This window comes from Thalassotalea nanhaiensis (genome assembly GCF_031583575.1).
In the GTDB taxonomy this organism is placed as follows: Bacteria; Pseudomonadota; Gammaproteobacteria; order Enterobacterales; family Alteromonadaceae; genus Thalassotalea_A; species Thalassotalea_A nanhaiensis.
Window position 1 is genome coordinate 3,101,118 of the sequence record NZ_CP134146.1, and the last position, 19,143, is coordinate 3,120,260.

Here is a 19,143-nt window from a genome sequence, read left to right on the forward strand (position 1 = left end):
CCTCTTATGGCAACTTAGCAGGGATAAAACGGCCAGTAGTGCTCATATACCCTTGGTACTTGCTACCAAATACTTGAGTTAATCGCGTCTCTTCACGTTTAGCTGTTAGTGTTAGGACAATACAGCTATAAACGCAGCACCCTAAAATCAAATAGTGTGGAAATAACAGTAAGCTTGCACAAAATGCTAAGAAAAATGCAGAATAAAACGGATGTCTTATTCTTTTATATGGTCCCCAAGTGACCAACTCTTGTGGCTGATCATTTACTTGATGCCATAACGCCGGTTTAAACTCATGCGCATGTATTGTGCTTGCGATAAGACCGATTGAAGCAATACTAAATAATGCCGCGCAGATTTGAGCTAATTCAAACCACAGTTGTGAGGGATATTTTAAGCTCGTTAACATGCCAACAAAACCCAAAATTAACACCACAACCACAACCAAAAACGGTAATGCCGTGCAACACCATTTTAGATTAAACGAACCATCACGACGGAATATGATTAACGGTAAGCTGGCAATTAAAGCGAAATTGCTCATTACCAAAGTGAAAGATACGGTATCCATTATTCGACCTCCTTCTGTTGAGCGTGTTGTTGCACAATTTGTTCAACCTGTATGCGTTTAATTTTTCTTGTAGTTGAACGAGGTAAATCTTGCGAAAGTACAATAACGATATTAGGTCGCTTCCAACGTGCAAGCGTCTCACTTTTTTGTTCAATAATGTCTGTGAGTCTGTGCTCAAGTGCATGTTTGTTTTGATTTAGCTCTGCAATTAATTCATCACTTGCCACAACAACAGCACACACTTGTAACCGGCCTTTATTGATTCCTTTATTGGCCGTTAAAGCGACCACACAACCCTCTTTAATATCAGGATGAGCAAATAACTGTGGCTCTATCTGTTCAGGTTGTAAATTTTGGCCGTCGGCTAAAACAATGGTATTTTTCTTTCGACCGGTTACATAAAGAAAACCTTTTTTGTCGATATAACCCAAGTCACCAGTGTGTAACCAGCCCTGGGGATCAATTGTTTGCGCCGTTAATGTTTGATCATCAAAATAACCTGCCATCACATGATGACCGCGAGTAAGAATTTCACCAACAGCATAAGTATCTAATTGATTCTTTTTGTCTATTTTTACTTCACAGCCAGGTAGTGGTTTACCTACTGAACCATAACGATTTTTATAGGGAGTATTGGCACTGATCACCGGGCTCGTTTCTGTCATACCGTAGCCTTGATATATGGTAAAACCAAGGTTGGTAAAAAACTGCAATGTGGCTTTATCCAGTGGCGCCCCGCCGCAAACAAAATGTTTAAACTTATCGCCAAATTGCTGATGAATTTGATGAAACAATCGTTTTCTTACAATGGTTGGTAAATATCGGCTTGTATGAAAAAGCGCCTTAAACAATAACTGTTTCGCTTTTGGCTGTTGCGCAACCTTTTGTAAAATAGATTTTTTCATTAATGATAAAAACAGCGGTACTGCAATTAAGAAAGTTGCATTTTGAGTACGCATGGTTTTTAAAAGATCTTCAGGAATTAAGCTATTTAGATAACACACATGCCCACCACCCCACAGTACACCTAATAAGCCTGCTGATAATTCTAATAAATGATGTAAGGGTAATATCGATACACATACTTCTGCGCCATCGGTTTTCATTAGTCGATTTAAATTTTCGACCTGACCGACAATATTTCGATAGGTAATTTCGACACCTTTAAACTTTCCTGTCGTGCCCGAGGTGTAGCAAATCACTGCTTTACTGTTTAATTTAACTCGATGGTGATATTTACTAAACGATGTGACCGATGATTCAAGTGTGGTTAAATGCGCTTTATAACACTCAAGTTCAATAACAAAGTTAATGGTATTGAGTTGCTTTTGCAGCGTTACCCCTGTTGTAAACATGTGAGTAGACGCAATTAGCGCCTTAGGTTTTGCATCGTTTAAAATTAACAGTAATTCCACTTCTGTTAATTGTGGGTCAACTGGTACCACAATAGCACCGCAAGAAAGAATGGCTAAAAATGCGATAGCCCAATGTGGACGCGCTTCACTTAATAATGCAATTCGATCTGATCTGCGAACCCCTTTTGCTAAAAGTAATTTAGAAAACTGCTTTACTTCCTCAGACAGCTCGGCATAGGTGAATTGATCTTCAACATTTATCTCACCACCTAGCAAATGGCCCGATAAAGCTACTTGTGTGGAATATTCATTTGCCTTAGCTTGCAAAGTAGCAGCAACATCAACTTTAAATTCTGCTTGCGAGTACTGCTCTAGCCTGTCTACCAATAATGCTGTTTTCATGATTTCACCTTTTTCCAATAAGCCAATGCTCATTTTGAAAGTTCGATAGAGATCAAATTTTTTAGTCAAAATTTAATCTCCTTTTAATCAATGTTCAGTATTAAGGTGCAGAATTTGCGCCATATACACAAAACAACCTAAGCAATTGTTTTTAATAGATTATTTAAATATCAGTATTAAAACAACCAATAACTCAAAGTACATTTATGTATTTAAAACAAACATAAATGTCTTTTTCATTACAACAATCCATCACTCTATTCGCTATTTCTTCTAGCGCAGCAGTTAGCCACAAAGTATTAATCAACTTGTTCATACAATTTTGCATAACGACATAGCATTTATGTACAACAAAAATTATTTACTCAATTCTAACCAATCATTTAATCCTTTTATAAAACAACACATTAACAAGGATTGTAAAATCGGTTCAGTTCTTGCTCCTAGGTATTACTAGTGAAATGCATTTTGTAAAACTTACAAAATCAAAGTAGCTAAGAAGGTAATTTGATCAATAAAGCGTAGTTGAACTTTTGATGTTTTGCTTTCTGACAATTCCGCGAGAAGACTCCGGAAAACTAACCAATTGGAGACAACACTGATGAAAACGTTAATAATTGCGGCAGTTTTTATAAGCTTTACCGCGACAACCAACGCAGGCAGCACATACTTTATCGATCAAACTAAACTGCCATTTACAGCGTTACCAAATGCAACAGCATATTGGGGAGTACACACAAATGCCGGTTATCATATAGAAGTACCAGATAACTGGAATGGCGAGCTGGTAGTTTGGGCACACGGATTCAGAGGTTTTGCTGAAAATGAGCTTACTGTAGATAACCACCCAATGCGTCACTTTTTAATTGCGCAGGGGTATGCTTGGGCAGCTTCGTCATACAGCAGAAATAATTACGATGTGACCACAGCAGTACAAGACACCTTAGCTTTACTTAAAAGATTCAATGGTATTGTAGCAAGACCAGATAAAATCTATATGACAGGCTTATCAATGGGGGGCCATATTACAGCGGTTATTATTGAACAATTTCCTAATTTATTTGCAGGTGCTATGCCAATCTGTGGCGCCGTTGGCGATTATGAATCCTTTGATTTCATTTTAGACTTCAACCTGGCAGCGCAGCAGCTTGGTACTGGTTCTTCGGTATTCCCGGTAGAGCCTTTTACTTATGTAACAGCAACAGTACCCAGCATTAAAGCGAATCTAGAATCAGCGCCAAATATGTGGCCAACAGGATTAAATCAAAAAGGGGAAAACTTGAAAAACCTTGTAATGATGCGTTCTGGAGGTGACCGTCCAAACTTTGACAGTGCTTGGTATTACTGGAATACGTTTAGAAATATTGTAACGGGTCCTGGCAACTTCCTATTTGATCTGGGTTTAAGTGATGGCGTAATGCCAAGAAACCCTGGCAGTACCGTTGAAAACATCGATGTTGTATATCAGTTTGATACAGATCCAGAGCTTAGCGCTGAAGAACAAGCGTTTAATGATGCCGTATTTAGAATTGCCTTGGCGCCACAAAGCAAAAATCCAAATGGTTTATCACAGGTACCAGTGATTAGTGGCAACTTGCCAATTCCAGTTTTAACAATGCACAACATCGGCGATTTATATGCTCCCATTAATAATGAAATTGCCTATGCCACCAAAGTTAAACAACAAGGTAAACAAGACTTACTTGTCACTCGCGCTTATAAAGGTGTTGTTCACTGTGACTTCACCGCAAGTGAAATGGTATCGTCATTTTTAGACCTGGTTGACTGGGTTGAAAACGGCAATAAGCCTGCTGGTGATGATTTCTTAGATGCAAGCAATGTAGCTGCTGATGATTTTGGTTGTCAGTTTACCGATGGAGATCATTTATTAGGTGCAACTTGTCCATAATAAAAAGCCTAAAAATAAATTACACCATTAAAGCCTGGCTGAGCCAGGCTTTTGTTTTGCTTCGAATATATAAAATAGACTGGTATACCTACTTGCACATCTATTTTTTTTAATTGCATGGAACTTGCGGCTAAGTTGAGCTCGCTTTTTAAAACCAGCCCCCCATACACAATTTGTTACGTTTCAACTTTTATCTGCTTCAATTGCTGTGCTAACGTCGTATTATAAAATAATTAGCACCTTGATTTAGCAAAATTTAACTGCTAATTATATTAGCTTAAGAATTTAAAAGTTCCCTCTGCTCAATAGCTTACCTTAAAGTAGCGATGAGCCGTTATTAACATTCAACTGATAAAGGTCAGAAGATGGATAGACGTAATTTTATTAAATTTTCTGGTATCGGCATGGGTGCAATTGCCTTACCGATGACAGGAAACATAGTATCTGCAGCAGAAATGCTTGATACCCCAATGGACGTAGCTTACAAAAAGAAAATGGCAGATATTGCTTTAAATGCAGCAAAATCGATTGGTGCCACATATTGTGATGTTCGTATCGGTCGCTATTTAAATGAGTTTGTAACTTGTCGTGAAAAGCGCGTGGACAATATTGTTAATACCGAATCTGCAGGTATTGGCATAAGAGTAATTGCGAATGGCACATGGGGCTTTGCATCTACCTCAAATATGACTCCTGACAGTATTGCTAAAACAGCTAAACAAGCAGTTGCTATTGCCAAGGCGAACTCTAAGTTTCAAACCGTTCCAGTACAACTGGCACCAGTTAAAGGTGTAGGCGAACAAAGTTGGAAAACACCAATTACAAAAAATGCTTTTGAAATTCCTACCAAACAAAAAACAGAGTTACTGCTGGATGTAAACGCTGCTGCGATGGCAAATGGCGCTAATTACATAACATCTGTACTGTTTCTGGTAAACGAACAAAAGTATTTTGCATCTTCAGATGGCTCGTATATCGATCAAGATGTGCATCGATTATGGGCACCATTCTTCGCTACCGCTGTTGGTAAATCAGGCTTTAAACAAAGAACAGGTTTAGGCAATCCAGTAGGTATGGGGTTTGAATACTTAGACGGTAAAAAAGAAGATAAGATATATGTACAAGGCGCAAATGTAGGCTATAAAAATTCTTACGATATTATCGAAGATGCGGCAAATGCCGGTAAGCAGCTACAAGCCAAGCTAAAAGCACGTTCGGTAGAACCAGGCAAATACGATCTAGTATTAGATCCGGCTCATTTAATGTTAACCATTCATGAGTCCGTTGGTCACCCGCTGGAGCTGGACCGAGTATTAGGTTACGAAGCCAACTATGCTGGTACCAGCTTTGCCACACTGGATAAATGGCGCTCGAAAAAATTCCAATACGGTTCAGACATTGTTAATTTAGTCGCTGATAAAACCCAAGTGGGCTCACTTGGTCATGTTGGTTATGATGATGAAGGTGTTAAAACCAAAGAATGGGATCTGGTTAAAGATGGCATTTTAGTGAACTACCAAGCCACACGTGATCAGGTTCACATGATAGATCAAAAAGAATCGCACGGGTGTAGTTATTCACAAAGCTGGCGCGACGTACAGTTTCAACGTATGCCTAACGTATCATTAAAACCAAACGAAAAGGATCTAAGTGCTGACGACATCATTAAAGATGTAGAAGATGGCATTTATATTGCCGGTCGAGGTTCTTTCTCAATAGATCAACAACGCTATAACTTCCAATTTGGTGGACAGTTATTCTATGAAATCAAAAATGGTAAAATTACTGAACAAATTGAAGATGTTGCTTACCAGTCGAATACCCAAGAGTTCTGGAACAGTTGTGCCAGCCTTGCCGGTAAATCTGATTATCGCGTAGGCGGCTCGTTCTTTGATGGTAAAGGTCAACCTTCGCAAGTAAGTGCCGTGTCTCACGGGTGTCCAACAACGCGCTTTAATAACGTCAACGTTATTAATACAGCACGTAAAGTTTAATTTGGACAAATCTACTAATTTTGGAGGTAAATGATGACGATTTTATCAGAACAACAAGCAAAAAAATTATTAACAAAAGTACTTAAATATTCAAAAGCCGAGAGCTGTGAATGTAATTTAAGTGGTCAATTAAGCGGTAATATTCGCTATGCAAGAAATACGGTAAGTACTGCTGGCCAAGTGAGTGACATCACTTTGGCAGTGCAATCAACCAATGGATTGAAAACCGGTGTGGCAACCATTAATGAATTTGATGATGCATCAATTTTAAAAGTAGTACGCCGCTCAGAAGAGTTAGCATCTTTGGCGCCTGACAATCCTGAAACTATGCCATTATTTGGCCCACAAAAATATATCAAAACCAAAAGCTACTTTGATTCAACCGCCAGCGTTACTCCAGAGGATAGAGCGCAAGCGGCAGAAGATAGTATTGCACCGTCGAAGAAAAACAAACTAATTTCATCAGGTTTTTTAAACGAGACAGTAGCGTTTGAAGCAATCATCAACAATAAAGGGTTGTTTGCTTACAATACTGCCACTAACGTTGAATTTACGGTAACTATTCGCACAGAAGATGGTACTGGTTCAGGTTGGGTTACTCGTGACTTTAGTGATTACTCTAAACTTGATACCGCCGAAGCATCACAGGTTGCTATTCAGAAATCTATGGGTTCGGTTGACGCCAAGGCTATGGAGCCTGGTAAATATACGGTTATTTTAGAGCCCGCGGCAAGTATTGATCTATTAAGAAATATGGCATTTTCAATGGATCAACGTAGCGCCGATGAAGGTCGAAGCTTTATGAGCAAAAAGCCTGAAGAAGGTAAAGAAGGCGGTCCTACCAATAAACTTGGCGAAAAAATGTTTGATCAACGAGTAAACATGTACTCTGATCCAACTCATCCGGATGTTCCTACAGCGCCATTTGCCAATGATGGGCATAGTGTCGGCAGAACAGATTGGATTAAAGACGGTAAAGTGGTCAACATGCCAAATACGCCATATTGGGCTAATAAAACCGGGGTAGATTACAAACCAACAACTGCCAGTGGATTGCAATTTATCATGGAAGGTGGCACGGAATCGCTTGAAGAGATGATCAAAAACACCCGACGTGGCATTTTAGTGACACGCCTTTGGTATATTCGTCAACTCGATCCGCAGTCTTTGCTCTATACCGGCTTAACTCGTGACGGTACGTTTTATATTGAAAACGGTAAAATTAAATACCCAATTAAAAACTTCCGCTTTAACGAAAGCCCAATCATCATGTTAAACAACATTGAAGCTATGGGTAAACCACAGCGTATTAATGGCTGTATGGTACCTACGATGAAAATTCGTGACTTTACCTTTAGCAGTTTATCTGACGCAGTATAAAAGTAACTGGGAAAAACACCATAGCCTTGCTATGGTGTTTTTTACGTTCATTGGTTTAAATAACTGTAAAATATGAATAGACGTTCATTCATTAAAAGTTTAACTCTTACCCCTATTGCCGCATCGCTGTTAACTTCTTATAAGGTTATGGCAACCGATTATGACTTTTACTTTACCCGGTTAAGTTACGAATCTGGAGATTGGGAGGTAGATGAACGTATGCCCTCAAACGTGCTCAACTCATTAATTGAATACACTACTATAAAGGTTGACCTGACTGAACGAGTCATTGCCTTAGCTGACGAAGCGATGTTGTCTTCGCCCTTTTGCTATCTTGCTGGCCATCGTTTAGTGCAGTTTAATATGGATGAAAAACAAAATTTTAAACGTTATGTTGAAAATGGCGGTTTTATCTTTGTTGATGATTGTAACCACGACATAGATGGTTTATTTGCCCGTAGCTTTGAACAACAGATGGCAGAAATGTTTGGCAGTGAAGCATTAAAGAAAATCCCCAATAATCACCCCATTTATACCTCATTTTTTGAATTTGATGGGCCTCCAAATACCGGCTTGGAGTTAAATGGTTGGGGCGATGATTTAGTTCACGATTACCTAAAAGCAATTGAAATTAATGGTCGTATTGCTGTGCTTTATAGTAATAAAGATTTAGGTTGTGAATGGGATTATGACTTTAGAAACAAACGTTGGTTAGCAAAAGACAATACCCGCTTTGCTGTAAATATAGTCGTTTATGCAATGACCGCTTAATAGAGAAAAATCATGTCCAAATTAACAGAACAACAGATCAACACAAATTTAGAAAACTTAAGCTTGGTCGTCGATGAAATTGGCAAAGTGATTGTTGGCCAAAAAGACGTCATTGAAGAATTATTAATTGCCATCATTGCCGGAGGCCATTGTTTACTTGAGGGTGTACCTGGTTTGGCAAAAACCTTAATGGTAAGTACTCTGGCTAAAACCGTTGATTTAAATTTTCACCGAGTTCAATTTACCCCAGATTTAATGCCAAGTGATATTATCGGCACTGAAATTCTTGAAGAAGATCATGTTAGTGGTAAGCGCTTCTTCAAATTTCAACATGGTCCGGTATTTACCAATATTTTATTGGCCGATGAAATTAACCGTACCCCGCCGAAAACGCAAGCAGCGCTACTAGAAGCAATGCAAGAAAAGCGAGTAAGCTATGGCGGTAAAAATTATCCATTACCAAAGCCGTTTTTTGTATTGGCTACACAAAACCCAGTAGAACAAGCAGGCACCTATACCCTGCCAGAAGCGCAACTTGATCGATTTTTAATGTTGGTTCGTGTTGGCTATCCGAGCAAAGACGATGAAATTGAAATACTAAATCGCACCACATCAAATACTAATGTTGAGCTAAATACCTTATTAACTGCCGATGATATTATTTGTATTCAAAATTTGGTGCGTGATGTCGAAGTATCACCCGCCCTGCTGGCTTACATAACCGATATTGTCAGAGCAACTCGTCCTGGTGAGCATTTATCCGACTCATTAAAAGACTATATCCGCTGGGGTGCTGGGCCTCGTGCAGGCCAGGCTCTAGTTATGTGCGCCAAAGCCAAAGCTCTTCTTGATGGCCGTTTTAGCGTTACCATCGATGATATTCATAGCATTGCTCCTGCGGTATTAAGGCATCGAATATTATTAAACTTTCAGGCACAAGCCGATAATGTTATCCCAGATACTGTAGTGAAAGATTTATTAGCAAGTGTCGCCAAACCGATAAGTCCACTGGCTTAATTGCGCTCATGGAAACCTTTATCGATCCACGCACCTTAGCTAGAGTTAAAGACATGCCGCTGATTGCAAAAACAGTGGCTGAAGGTTTCTTGCATGGCTTGCAACCCAGCCAGCAACGTGGCATTGGCATAGAGTTCAGTCAATATCGAAGTTATGAGCCTGGCGATGAATTAAACCGTATCGATTGGAAATTATTTGCCCGTTCCGATCGATATTTTGTTCACGAAGCAGAGCGAGAAAGCGAAACAAAAATTTGGTTTGTACTTGATGCCAGTGCCTCCATGGCGCATCAATCTCAAGACAATCAAACTCAAATAATTGACTCAAACTGGAGCAAATTTGATTACAGCCGGCACTTAATTGCAACGCTTGCATATTTGGCACTTAAGCAGGGAGACTCGGTTGGCTTTATTGGCTTATCTACGGCTAGTTTAAGTTTTTTACCACCTCAAGGCGGCGATCAACAATGGCATGCAATTTTACAACAACTACACTCGATTTCACCTGGCAACAAATTTCCCGATAAGCGGTTATTAACGAAGCATATTAACGAGGTTCAAAAACCTGGTTTGGTATTTTTCTTGTCAGATTTTTATCAAGTTGATAACGAAATTTCAGATCTATTAACTCACATTGGCCACGGGCAAAGTGAAGTAGTTGCATTGCACATGCAATGCAACGATGAGTTAGTCTTTCCTTATAAAGGTGCTGTACGGTTTCAAGACTTAGAAAGCAACGAACAAGTGTTGATTTCAGCAACAACGGCTAAAGCCAGTTATTTACAAGCAATGCAAGCGCACCTGTTGTCAATAAAAAAGCATTTATCCAAATCCCAAGTTAATTACTATCAAGTTAATACCAGCGATCCACTTGACCAAGTACTGTTTGATTACTTAAGCCTGCGGGCTAAAGGCTTAGATTAAATGTTTAGTGTATCCTATCCGGCCTTATTATTGGGTTTGTTATGTTTGATCATTCCAATATTAATCCACCTGTTTAACAAAAGCCGTGGCCGATTAGTTAAAGTTGGTAGCATAGAGTTACTGCGCAAGCTAAAAACGAGCCAGGTACGGCAAGTAAAAATATACCGTTGGTTATTATTAATATTGCGCTTATGCATTTTTGCCTTAGCCACATTATTAATGGCTGAGTTATGGTTTAATAGTACGGCAATAAACGACAATACTCGTCAAGTTTTAGTCAGTAAACCTTGGTTAAAGTACGCCCAACAAGATGAAATTGAGCGTTTATTTAGTCGTCATAAAAACGATGACATTTATTTGTTAGGGCAAAAGCAACTCGCCTTAACACCTCATTTAGCAAAAACTTATAATGCTGACCTGTCTATAGCAAAACCTTTCGCGATTTGGCCTGATATTCATCAGCACATAAATGCGCTGAAAATCAATCAGCCAATGAGCATTTATATTACCAATGAAGTTCCACTAACAGAGTTAACGTCTGTAGAGCGGATAAAGCCAAATATTAGTGCACAGCAAGCAAAACAAATCGACTGGCAAATAAAGTCAATTTTAGATGACGCTACAAGTGAACACGTATCAACATTTACTGTGGCGATATACCAACAAGAAAACCGAAATATAAGCCCCCTTTTGACTGCTCTCGAAGCAATACAACGACATACAATCAGTTCATTAAGCGTATCAGTTGTGAATAACGAGCAACTCGAATCTGTACAGGCAGAGGTATTATTTTATTTAGCCGATAAACCATTGCCAGAATATTTAATCGAACGTATAAATCAGGGCATGGTGGTGATCAAAGATAATACGGTAATTGGTCAAAACATAACGAGCAACCAACAAACGGTTGTGCAACAAGGGCAATTTAATATTGTTTCCACACTGGAGTTATTGGCTCAAACAACAGTTTTTCGTTACGTTTCAGCATCGAGCCAATCAACCATAACACATCAAACTGATCAGCAAGCACTCACGCCAGTAAATACCTTTTGGTCGCTAAGTAATGGCGTTCACTTACTCGCAATAAACAGGTTTGGTTTAGGTAAAGTGATTGAGTTTTCTTCACGCTTTGAACCGCTGTGGTTTGGCCTAACTAAGCAAGCAGAGTTTCCATCCGTATTAACTTTACTCCTTAGCGAACACACGCAATTAAAACAATATCAAAATATTAAAATAGAGCAGTCGCAATTGCAGCTTGCGCATAACGGTATGGATAAACAGTACGACACTAATATGGTCACTAAACAGCCATTATTTCATTACCTAGCCTTATTATTAGTGTGTTTTTGGTTATTGGAGCGCCTGTTAAGTGAGAAGTACTACCGTGGCTAATACTAAGACAACCGCACAGTCAAACACTATGTCCAATGACAGTGCTAGAGATCAAAATAACAACTCCAACGAGCTGCCTACTGATATTGCTTTGCTCGTAAAGAAGTTATGCCAGCAAGCCAAACAGCGCTTAATTATTTCAAATTTGGTAAAAGTATTGCCGCTAATAGCGCTGTTGCTACTACTAAACAATATTCTTGCGTTAAATGTTAGCGTGCTGTTAGGCATTACTGTATTGCTTGTTATCTCGACATTGCTGCTAACCGTTTATGGCAAAATATTTAAGCGTATTACTCCTTTAAATATTTTGCTGCACTTGAATAGACACTACCCTGTATTTGAAGAAAGTGCACAGCTAATACTGGAAAATGACAAAACGAAGCTGTTGCAGCAATTACAAAAACAAAAAATTAAGCGTTTATTTTTAGCGGAATATCAACGTACCAGCTTTGCCCTAAGCAAACAAAAAATAGCCTATTTACCTTGGTTAACGGCTACCTTATTGATTAGCGTTATGCATTGGAATTTCGAGTTTATTGATGCTCACCTGAATACTTTCAAGGTGAAACCGACAAGTGCACCAATTCATAACAATGACGTAATATCAGTGCCAAGCATTGTTGAACAAAAGGTAAGTATCATTTCTCCTGAGTATACAAAACGAGAAACAATACATAGCGACAACTTAGATATAGAAGCTCTTGCGCAAAGTACCATACATTGGCAACTGAAAATGTCAGATCAAAGCCAAACATATTTTTTAATGTTTAGCGGGCAAACACCGATTGAATTAATAAAAACAGAGCAAGGCTGGTTTGAATTGAAACACCCGGTTACGACAACAGGGCTATATAGAATAGCCTACTCTGATCAGCACATTCCGCTTGAACAAGTTTATTCAGTTTCAGTTGGCAAAGATGAAAAGCCGAAAATAACCATAGTCACGCCACAAAAAACCATTACTGAAATTGCCAAGAACGCGCCAGCAACCATTCAAAGTAGTGTATTAGTCAATGATGACTTTGCCATTACCAAGGTTGAAATATTAGCTTCGGTGGCAAAAGGCTCAGGCGAGTCGGTAAAATTTAGAGACCAAACTTTTACCTTTGATTCATTTTCTGAAACGGACAAAGGCAGATTATATGAAAAGAATTGGGACTTAAACGCGCTGGGTATGGAGCCCGGCGATGAAGTGTACTTTACCGTATATGCTTCGGACAATCGTCAGCCAACCGTACAGCAAACCCGCTCGGCAACAAGCATTATTCGTTGGTTAGATGATGATATTGAAATTACCACGGCAGAGGGGATTGTAATTAATTTTGAGAGTGAGTATTTTCGCAGCCAACGCCAAATAATTATTGAAACCGAACAGCTTATCCTTGATAAAAATGACCTGAGTCAACAACAACTCAGAGCAATATCTGAAGATTTAGGGCAATCGCAGAGTGACTTAAAGCAGCGTTACGGTCAATATCTTGGCGATGAATTTGGCGAGGGTGAAGGCGCTGAAATGCTATCCAATTCCAATGTTGATGTATCTGAGCCAAACAGCGAAGCGTTATCTCATCAAGATGATGAACACCTTGAGCACCAAAAGAATGCACAACAAGCCAGCACACAAATTGCTGAGCACGGTCACGAAGAGCACGATCATCAAAATAATAATGATAAAAGTGGTATGAGTGAAATCTTAGCACGTTTTGGCCACAATCATGGTGAGGCCGATCTTGGCCCTATCACTAAACGTAATCCGAAAGCGTTGATGAAACGTGCGGTAAGTATTATGTGGCAAGCCGAATTACATTTAATGCTATCACAACCTGAAAAAGCACTGCCATTTGAGAAGGAGGCTTATAAGTACCTAAAACTTGCCAAACAGGCTGATCGTATTTATGTCAAACGCCTTGGCTTTGAGCCACCACCAGTAAAAGAAGATAAACGATTAAGCGGTGAGCTTGAGGATATTTTGTCAAATAATTTAATTACTGATGCCAGCTTGAATTTAAATGATGACTCGATATTGTTTCAGCAACTGTTTCAACTATTTAATGAACAACAATACAGCCAGCAATTATCCGCAGCTCATTTAGCACTTATTGAAGAAGCAAAGCAACGGTTTACCATTTTAGCCCAAGATAACCCAACATTGATTAAACAAGCTGCGCTACTCGAACAGGTGATTATAGCCGGCTCTATCGCAGCGCTTGAAAACGTTAAGACATGTGATGACTGCGTTAATCAATTTATGCAAAAGCTGTGGCAGATATTACCCGCAGCGGTGGCAATACCAACAACGAGAAAAATCATGGTTGATACAGACTCTCCACTTTATAAAGAGTATTTATTGCACACTCAAAAGCAAAGTAGTGCAATGCAACATGGTGGTAAACAATAATGTTTTTCAGCCAATTAAGTTTTAGTACATCGTTACCTTATTTGATGGTTACTATTGCCGTACTGTTAACCAGCTTTTTTATCGTTGGCTATTTTCTATACCAGCGTTTTGCCAGCAAACAAGAGTTACGTTTTTGGCTGTTGCTAGCCCTTAATGGCATCGCAGCTTTAGCCTTATTTGGTTTGGTGAGCCAACCACATTGGCAAACTAACGAACCACAGTTTGCCACATTAATTACTGCTGGCAGTGGTCAAATGGCAACTGACCTAACATCGCCAGCATTTATATTCAACGATAATCAAAAGCCAAAAAAACACACTCAATGGCCACTAATTTATAGCACCGAACAGCTAAGTGAACATTTACCAAACTTACAAAAACTGCAAATTGTCGGTCATGGCTTATATCCTTCACAGCTCCAGCATATCTCCGATATCGCTATTAAATTTACCCCAGATGATATTAGCCCAGGCTTGATTGATGTTAGTTGGAATAAACAATTAATTTTAGGCGAACCATTAAACTTCAGTGCGCGTTTTAGAGCCTCAAATGCTAGCGCCATTCTAACAGCAAGGATATTGGACTTAACCGGTAACACTGCAGCCGAGATGAATATATTAGCCAATGAATCATTTCAATTAACCTTGCAACCCAAAGCGCTTGGTCATTATCTTTATCTGATACAAATAATAGATAACAATCAACAAATACTCACTCAACAATCGATTGGTGTGAATGTGACTAAGAGGGTGGATACTAATATTATGATCATTCAGTCTGCGCCCTCTTTTGAAAGCAAGCAATTGGCTAACTGGATAAGTCAGTATCAGTCAAAAGTGATTGTTCATACCCAGATCAGTAAAAATAAGTTTTTATCGCAACGTTTTAATATTGCCGCTAACGTAGGTATATCTTTAAGTCCTAAGTTGTTGGCAAGGCAAGATTTAGCGATTGTTGATGGCACAAGTTTAATAGCGATGTCCTCGTTGCAACGGCAATGGCTCTCTCACGCCGTTGACAATGGTTTAGGATTGCTGGTACTTGCTGATACAAAACTAATAGAGCATTTAAAAACTGAATCGTTAGACATTATTAATGACTTTTCATTAACCGAATCGGCACAAAGTAACAGCAGCATTTACCCCGTTTGGGCACAATCGCAAACGATAGATAATATTTCCGAGGTTGCTTTAACGCGTTTACCGGCAGCATTGAAGGTAAAACAAGGCAAAGTACTCATTGCTGATAAACAACCTTTAAATGTAGCAAAAGACAAAGGGTTGGGAGTCATTTCCATGTCGATATTACGAGAGCGGCATCGATGGTTCACCCAGGGAGAGTTAACTACTTACAGCAATTACTGGCAATTTTTGCTCACGAAAATCAGCCGCTCAAATAATCGCGATCGATTTAGCACAGGCGTTTTAACTGCGCCAATTTTAGCCACTCACAAACAACAAATATGTGTTTTTGCCAAACAAGATATAACGGCACAAATAACTCAGCTAAGCAGCCAAGAAACTAGGCCAATACAGCTAAATAAAAGCCTGCTGGTGGAAAATCACCATTGTGGTGTTTATTGGCCTCCAGTCGGTGATTGGTATAAATTAACCTTAAATAATGCCTCAACAACTAATGCTATTAGCCATCAATATGTGCATGTAGCTGCGAGCAGTGATTGGAAAACTTGGCAGCAATATCAAAAGGTACGTTCGACATTGCAAGCAGTTCAAAATAGCAAAAATAACACTCCAGAAAACTCCACTTTGGGCGCTAAGTTACCGATAAATACAAGTGTCTTTTGGTGGCTATTTATTATTAGTGCCACTATGTTGTGGCTTGAACAGAAAACACGAGCTTCGATAAAGCAATAGCCTTAACGGATTGGTTGACCTGGGCTCGGTTCAATAAATGTTGCTTAAGCCGCATTCCAGTAGTTTACATATAACCGGTTTTTACTAAAATAATACAACCTTGTTTGCTAAATGGATTGTGTTTTGAATAATTAGGCGAACGTAACCAAGTACCTTGGGGATAGCTGCCATGCTCATCTTCAAATACCCCATCCAGAACAAATATCTCTTCACCGCCAGCATGCACATGTGGTTGAAAATGTGTACCGGGTTGCCAGCGAACAAGCGCTGTATGCTCGGTGCCAAATGAATGTAATGGCATTACCGACAAGCCATCTACTAAACCGGGTAACCACTCTTGCTTAGCGGTTTCAATTTTTACAAACTCACTGTCGCCTGTTTGAAACTGATTAAGCTTTACAAATAACTCACAACCTTCAGGGCTTTTCGGTGAATGACTTGAGCCTGGAGGATTACGAAAATAAGTCCCCTTTGGGAACTTGCCATGCTCATCTTCAAACACGCCTTCTAAAACAAATATCTCTTCGCCACCGGGGTGAGAATGCGCCGAAAACCCAGTTTCTTTCTCGTATTTAACCACGCTGGTAGTCAAGCCCGATTCAGCGCCTTCACGCTCTAACTTTTTACGATAAACACCTTTGCTTGGGGACTCTTCCCAAGACATATCAGCGGTGTTTATTGCTAACGCGACACTACGATCTAAATTTAAATTCATCAAATTTACCTTTATAATATTCTTATTATGACTAAAAATATAAGAGCTGTAATCATTTCGTAACAGATACGTATTATTTCGTTACAATTTTAGTTTGATTCTTATATCTAAAAGTTTTACAACACCACGACTATGTTATAAAAACAATGTCGAATAATAATTTTTAGCCTAAGTAAATCAATTTTAGCTTAGGTAATAGTAAGCATTACAGGGGAATACCTTAAATGAAAGCACGTATATTAACGCCAATTGCGTTAGCCATTGCTCTTGCAGGTTGTAATTCAGCTACCACTGAAACAACAGCAAGCACCGAAGTAGCTCAGCAAACAGTAAATGTTGAAGCATCTAATCCGTTTTACCAAGAGTACGACACTCCGTTTGGTATTCCTCCATTTGAAAAAATCAAAATGGCGCATTACAAACCTGCGATGGAAAAAGGTATTGCAGAAATAGAAGCTGAAATTGCGGCAATTATTAACAACCCGGCTGCGCCAACATTTGAAAACACAATTGAAGCGATGGAAAAAGGTGGCGACTTACTTGATAAAGTAACCAATACTTTCTACGGTTTAATTGGCTCGATGTCGTCTCCGGAAATGCAGGCAATTTCAAAAGAAATGTCACCTAAATTCTCAGCAATGAGTGATGATATAAACCTAAACGACAAGTTATTCCAACGTGTTAAAGCTGTATTTGATCAAAAAGACTCATTAACGCTTAACACAGAGCAAAAAACATTATTAGAAAAGACCTATAAAGGCTTTGTTCGCGCCGGTGCAAACTTAAACGATGCAGACAAAGAAACATTACGTGGTTTAAATCAACAGATTTCTTCATTAAGTATTCAATTTGGTGAAAATTTATTAAACGAAACCAACGGCTTTGAGCTAGTTATTGAAAACGAAAAAGAACTAGATGGTTTACCAGAAAGCATTGTTGCTGCGGCAGCTGCTACTGCAACCGCTAGAGGCCATGATGGTAAGTGGGTATTTACTACTCATCGTCCAAGTTTTTACCCATTTTTAACTTACTCAACAAACCGTAAGTTACGTGAACAGTTGTTCTATGCATATACGCATCGTGGCGATAATGACAATGCCAACGATAACAAAGCAATTGCTTCAGAAATGGCATCACTTCGTTATCAACGTGCGCAAGTACTAGGGTATAAAACTCATGCTCACTACGTACTTGAAAACAACATGGCAAAAACGCCTGAAAATGCTTACGGATTATTAGACAAAGTTTGGCCAGCATCACTTAAACGCGCTAAGCAAGAAGTTGCAGATATGCAAGAGTTTGCTAATTCACAAGGTGCTGATTTTAAACTAGAAGCATGGGATTGGTGGTACTACTCTGAAAAAGTTAAAAAGATGAAATACGCTTTAGACGAGTCAATTACAAAACCTTACTTTGAACTTAACAACACAATGCAAGGTGTGTTCTACACAGCAAACCAATTATGGGGCGTTGAGTTTAAAAAGCGTGATGACTTACCTAAGTATCACCCAGACGTAACTACTTATGAAGTGTTCGATAAAGACGGCTCTTCAATTGGTATTTACATGACCGACTTCTACGTGCGTGAATCAAAACGTGGTGGCGCTTGGATGAGCTCTTTCCGTAAACAATTCAAAATGTACGGCGAAAACGTTCAGCCTATTATTTATAACGTATTAAACTACCCTGCTCCTGTAAATGGTGAGCCAGTGTTACTAACGTTTGATCAAGCATCTACATTATTCCATGAATTTGGCCATGCTATCCAAGGCTTGTTATCTGACGGTTACTACCGTTCATTAACAGGTACATCTTTGCCTCGCGATTACGTGGAATATCCTTCACAAGTGATGGAAAACTGGATGACCGAGCCACAAGTGTTGAATAATTTTGCTAAACACTACCAAACAGGTGAAGTGATTCCAGCTGAATTAGTAGAAAAAATTCAAGCCTCTGGTAAGTTCAACCAAGGTTTTGCTACTACTGAGTACATGGCAGCGGCTTTACTTGACTTAAAATGGCACACGCTTGAAACAGCTGAGCTACAAGATGCAGATAAATTTGAAGCTGATACGTTAGCTGAATTAGGTTTAATTAACGAAATCGCACCTCGATATCGTTCAACTTACTTCTCACACATCTTCGCTGGTGGATACTCATCAGGTTACTACGGCTACATTTGGTCAAACATCTTTGATGCCGATACATGGGAAGTATTTAAAGAGAAAGGTATCTTTAACCAAGAAGCTGCTACAGGCTATCGCGTAAACGTACTGCAAAGTGGTGGTACTGAAGATCCGATGACAATGTACAAGCGCTTTAGAGGTAAAGAGCCAAACCCTGTATACTTACTTGAACGTCGTGGTTTAGTACCTGAGAGCAAGTAAATTCAATTGAAGAGAACCAATCTTTGAAGCACTCATACTAGATTGGCATCTTGTC

Annotated in this window: 13 protein-coding genes; 10 read left to right on the forward strand and 3 right to left on the reverse strand. The window is 39.2% G+C overall.

Annotated elements, in window-relative coordinates; genetic code table 11:
• Positions 1 to 4 precede the first annotated feature (4 nt).
• Positions 5 to 571 (reverse strand): methyltransferase family protein, encoded by a 567-nt coding sequence (locus RI845_RS13385; RefSeq protein ID WP_348386665.1) that lies wholly within the window; start codon positions 569 to 571, stop codon positions 5 to 7.
• A complete protein-coding gene (locus tag RI845_RS13390; protein WP_348386666.1) occupies positions 571 to 2,397 on the reverse strand; it encodes an AMP-dependent synthetase/ligase in 1,827 nt (608 codons plus the stop codon). The genes RI845_RS13385 and RI845_RS13390 overlap by 1 nt, the downstream gene beginning before the upstream one ends.
• 532 nt (positions 2,398 to 2,929) lie before the next feature.
• On the opposite strand from RI845_RS13390, the gene RI845_RS13395 reads away from it, so the two are divergent.
• The 9 genes from RI845_RS13395 to RI845_RS13435 all read left to right on the forward strand — a co-directional run bounded on the left by RI845_RS13395 (position 2,930) and on the right by RI845_RS13435 (position 15,986).
• Positions 2,930 to 4,237, forward strand: a complete 1,308-nt coding sequence (locus tag RI845_RS13395; protein ID WP_348386667.1) for a hypothetical protein — start codon at positions 2,930 to 2,932, stop codon at positions 4,235 to 4,237.
• A 365-nt stretch (positions 4,238 to 4,602) separates the two neighbouring features.
• On the forward strand, positions 4,603 to 6,231 hold the full coding sequence (locus RI845_RS13400; protein ID WP_348386668.1) for a TldD/PmbA family protein: 1,629 nt from the start codon (positions 4,603 to 4,605) through the stop codon (positions 6,229 to 6,231).
• A gap of 30 nt (positions 6,232 to 6,261) precedes the next feature.
• Entirely contained in the window at positions 6,262 to 7,611 is a 1,350-nt protein-coding gene (locus tag RI845_RS13405; RefSeq protein ID WP_348386669.1) for a TldD/PmbA family protein, read from the forward strand.
• Positions 7,612 to 7,683: 72 nt separating this feature from the next.
• Positions 7,684 to 8,382 (forward strand): DUF4159 domain-containing protein, encoded by a 699-nt coding sequence (locus RI845_RS13410; protein WP_405054021.1) that lies wholly within the window; start codon positions 7,684 to 7,686, stop codon positions 8,380 to 8,382.
• A 12-nt stretch (positions 8,383 to 8,394) separates the two neighbouring features.
• Positions 8,395 to 9,399, forward strand: coding sequence for an AAA family ATPase (locus tag RI845_RS13415; RefSeq protein ID WP_348386670.1), 1,005 nt, complete (start codon positions 8,395 to 8,397; stop codon positions 9,397 to 9,399).
• Between the two features lie 8 nt (positions 9,400 to 9,407).
• Positions 9,408 to 10,322, forward strand: coding sequence for a DUF58 domain-containing protein (locus RI845_RS13420; RefSeq protein ID WP_348386671.1), 915 nt, complete (start codon positions 9,408 to 9,410; stop codon positions 10,320 to 10,322).
• Positions 10,323 to 11,714: a BatA domain-containing protein gene (locus tag RI845_RS13425; protein ID WP_348386672.1), complete on the forward strand. Its 1,392-nt coding sequence runs from the start codon at positions 10,323 to 10,325 to the stop codon at positions 11,712 to 11,714. It abuts the gene before it with no gap.
• Positions 11,707 to 14,112, forward strand: a complete 2,406-nt coding sequence (locus tag RI845_RS13430) for a hypothetical protein (RefSeq protein ID WP_348386673.1) — start codon at positions 11,707 to 11,709, stop codon at positions 14,110 to 14,112. Before RI845_RS13425 ends, RI845_RS13430 begins: the two co-directional genes overlap by 8 nt.
• Positions 14,112 to 15,986: a hypothetical protein gene (locus RI845_RS13435; protein ID WP_348386674.1), complete on the forward strand. Its 1,875-nt coding sequence runs from the start codon at positions 14,112 to 14,114 to the stop codon at positions 15,984 to 15,986. The genes RI845_RS13430 and RI845_RS13435 overlap by 1 nt, the downstream gene beginning before the upstream one ends.
• Positions 15,987 to 16,050: 64 nt before the next feature.
• Here the strand turns inward: RI845_RS13435 and RI845_RS13440 are convergent, their stop codons facing one another.
• Positions 16,051 to 16,704 carry a cupin domain-containing protein gene (locus RI845_RS13440; protein WP_451923614.1) on the reverse strand — a complete coding sequence of 218 codons (654 nt, stop codon included), beginning with the start codon at positions 16,702 to 16,704 and terminating at the stop codon, positions 16,051 to 16,053.
• A 221-nt stretch (positions 16,705 to 16,925) separates the two neighbouring features.
• On the opposite strand from RI845_RS13440, the gene RI845_RS13445 reads away from it, so the two are divergent.
• The gene (locus RI845_RS13445) at positions 16,926 to 19,088 is read left to right on the forward strand and encodes a M3 family metallopeptidase (protein ID WP_348386676.1); all 2,163 of its coding nucleotides are present in this window, start codon (positions 16,926 to 16,928) and stop codon (positions 19,086 to 19,088) included.
• The last annotated feature ends 55 nt before the right edge of the window (positions 19,089 to 19,143 follow it).

What these genes read in the sequence shown, in the direction of transcription:
- RI845_RS13385 (WP_348386665.1), bottom strand. Translation starts at nt 571, where the DNA reads ATGGATACCGTATCTTTCACTTTGGTAATGAGCAATTTCGCTTTAATT.
- RI845_RS13425 (WP_348386672.1), top strand. Translation starts at nt 10,323, where the DNA reads ATGTTTAGTGTATCCTATCCGGCCTTATTATTGGGTTTGTTATGTTTG.
- RI845_RS13415 (WP_348386670.1), top strand. Translation starts at nt 8,395, where the DNA reads ATGTCCAAATTAACAGAACAACAGATCAACACAAATTTAGAAAACTTA.
- RI845_RS13435 (WP_348386674.1), top strand. Translation starts at nt 14,112, where the DNA reads ATGTTTTTCAGCCAATTAAGTTTTAGTACATCGTTACCTTATTTGATG.
- RI845_RS13445 (WP_348386676.1), top strand. Translation starts at nt 16,926, where the DNA reads ATGAAAGCACGTATATTAACGCCAATTGCGTTAGCCATTGCTCTTGCA.
- RI845_RS13405 (WP_348386669.1), top strand. Translation starts at nt 6,262, where the DNA reads ATGATGACGATTTTATCAGAACAACAAGCAAAAAAATTATTAACAAAA.
- RI845_RS13400 (WP_348386668.1), top strand. Translation starts at nt 4,603, where the DNA reads ATGGATAGACGTAATTTTATTAAATTTTCTGGTATCGGCATGGGTGCA.
- RI845_RS13410 (WP_405054021.1), top strand. Translation starts at nt 7,684, where the DNA reads ATGAATAGACGTTCATTCATTAAAAGTTTAACTCTTACCCCTATTGCC.
- RI845_RS13420 (WP_348386671.1), top strand. Translation starts at nt 9,408, where the DNA reads ATGGAAACCTTTATCGATCCACGCACCTTAGCTAGAGTTAAAGACATG.
- RI845_RS13395 (WP_348386667.1), top strand. Translation starts at nt 2,930, where the DNA reads ATGAAAACGTTAATAATTGCGGCAGTTTTTATAAGCTTTACCGCGACA.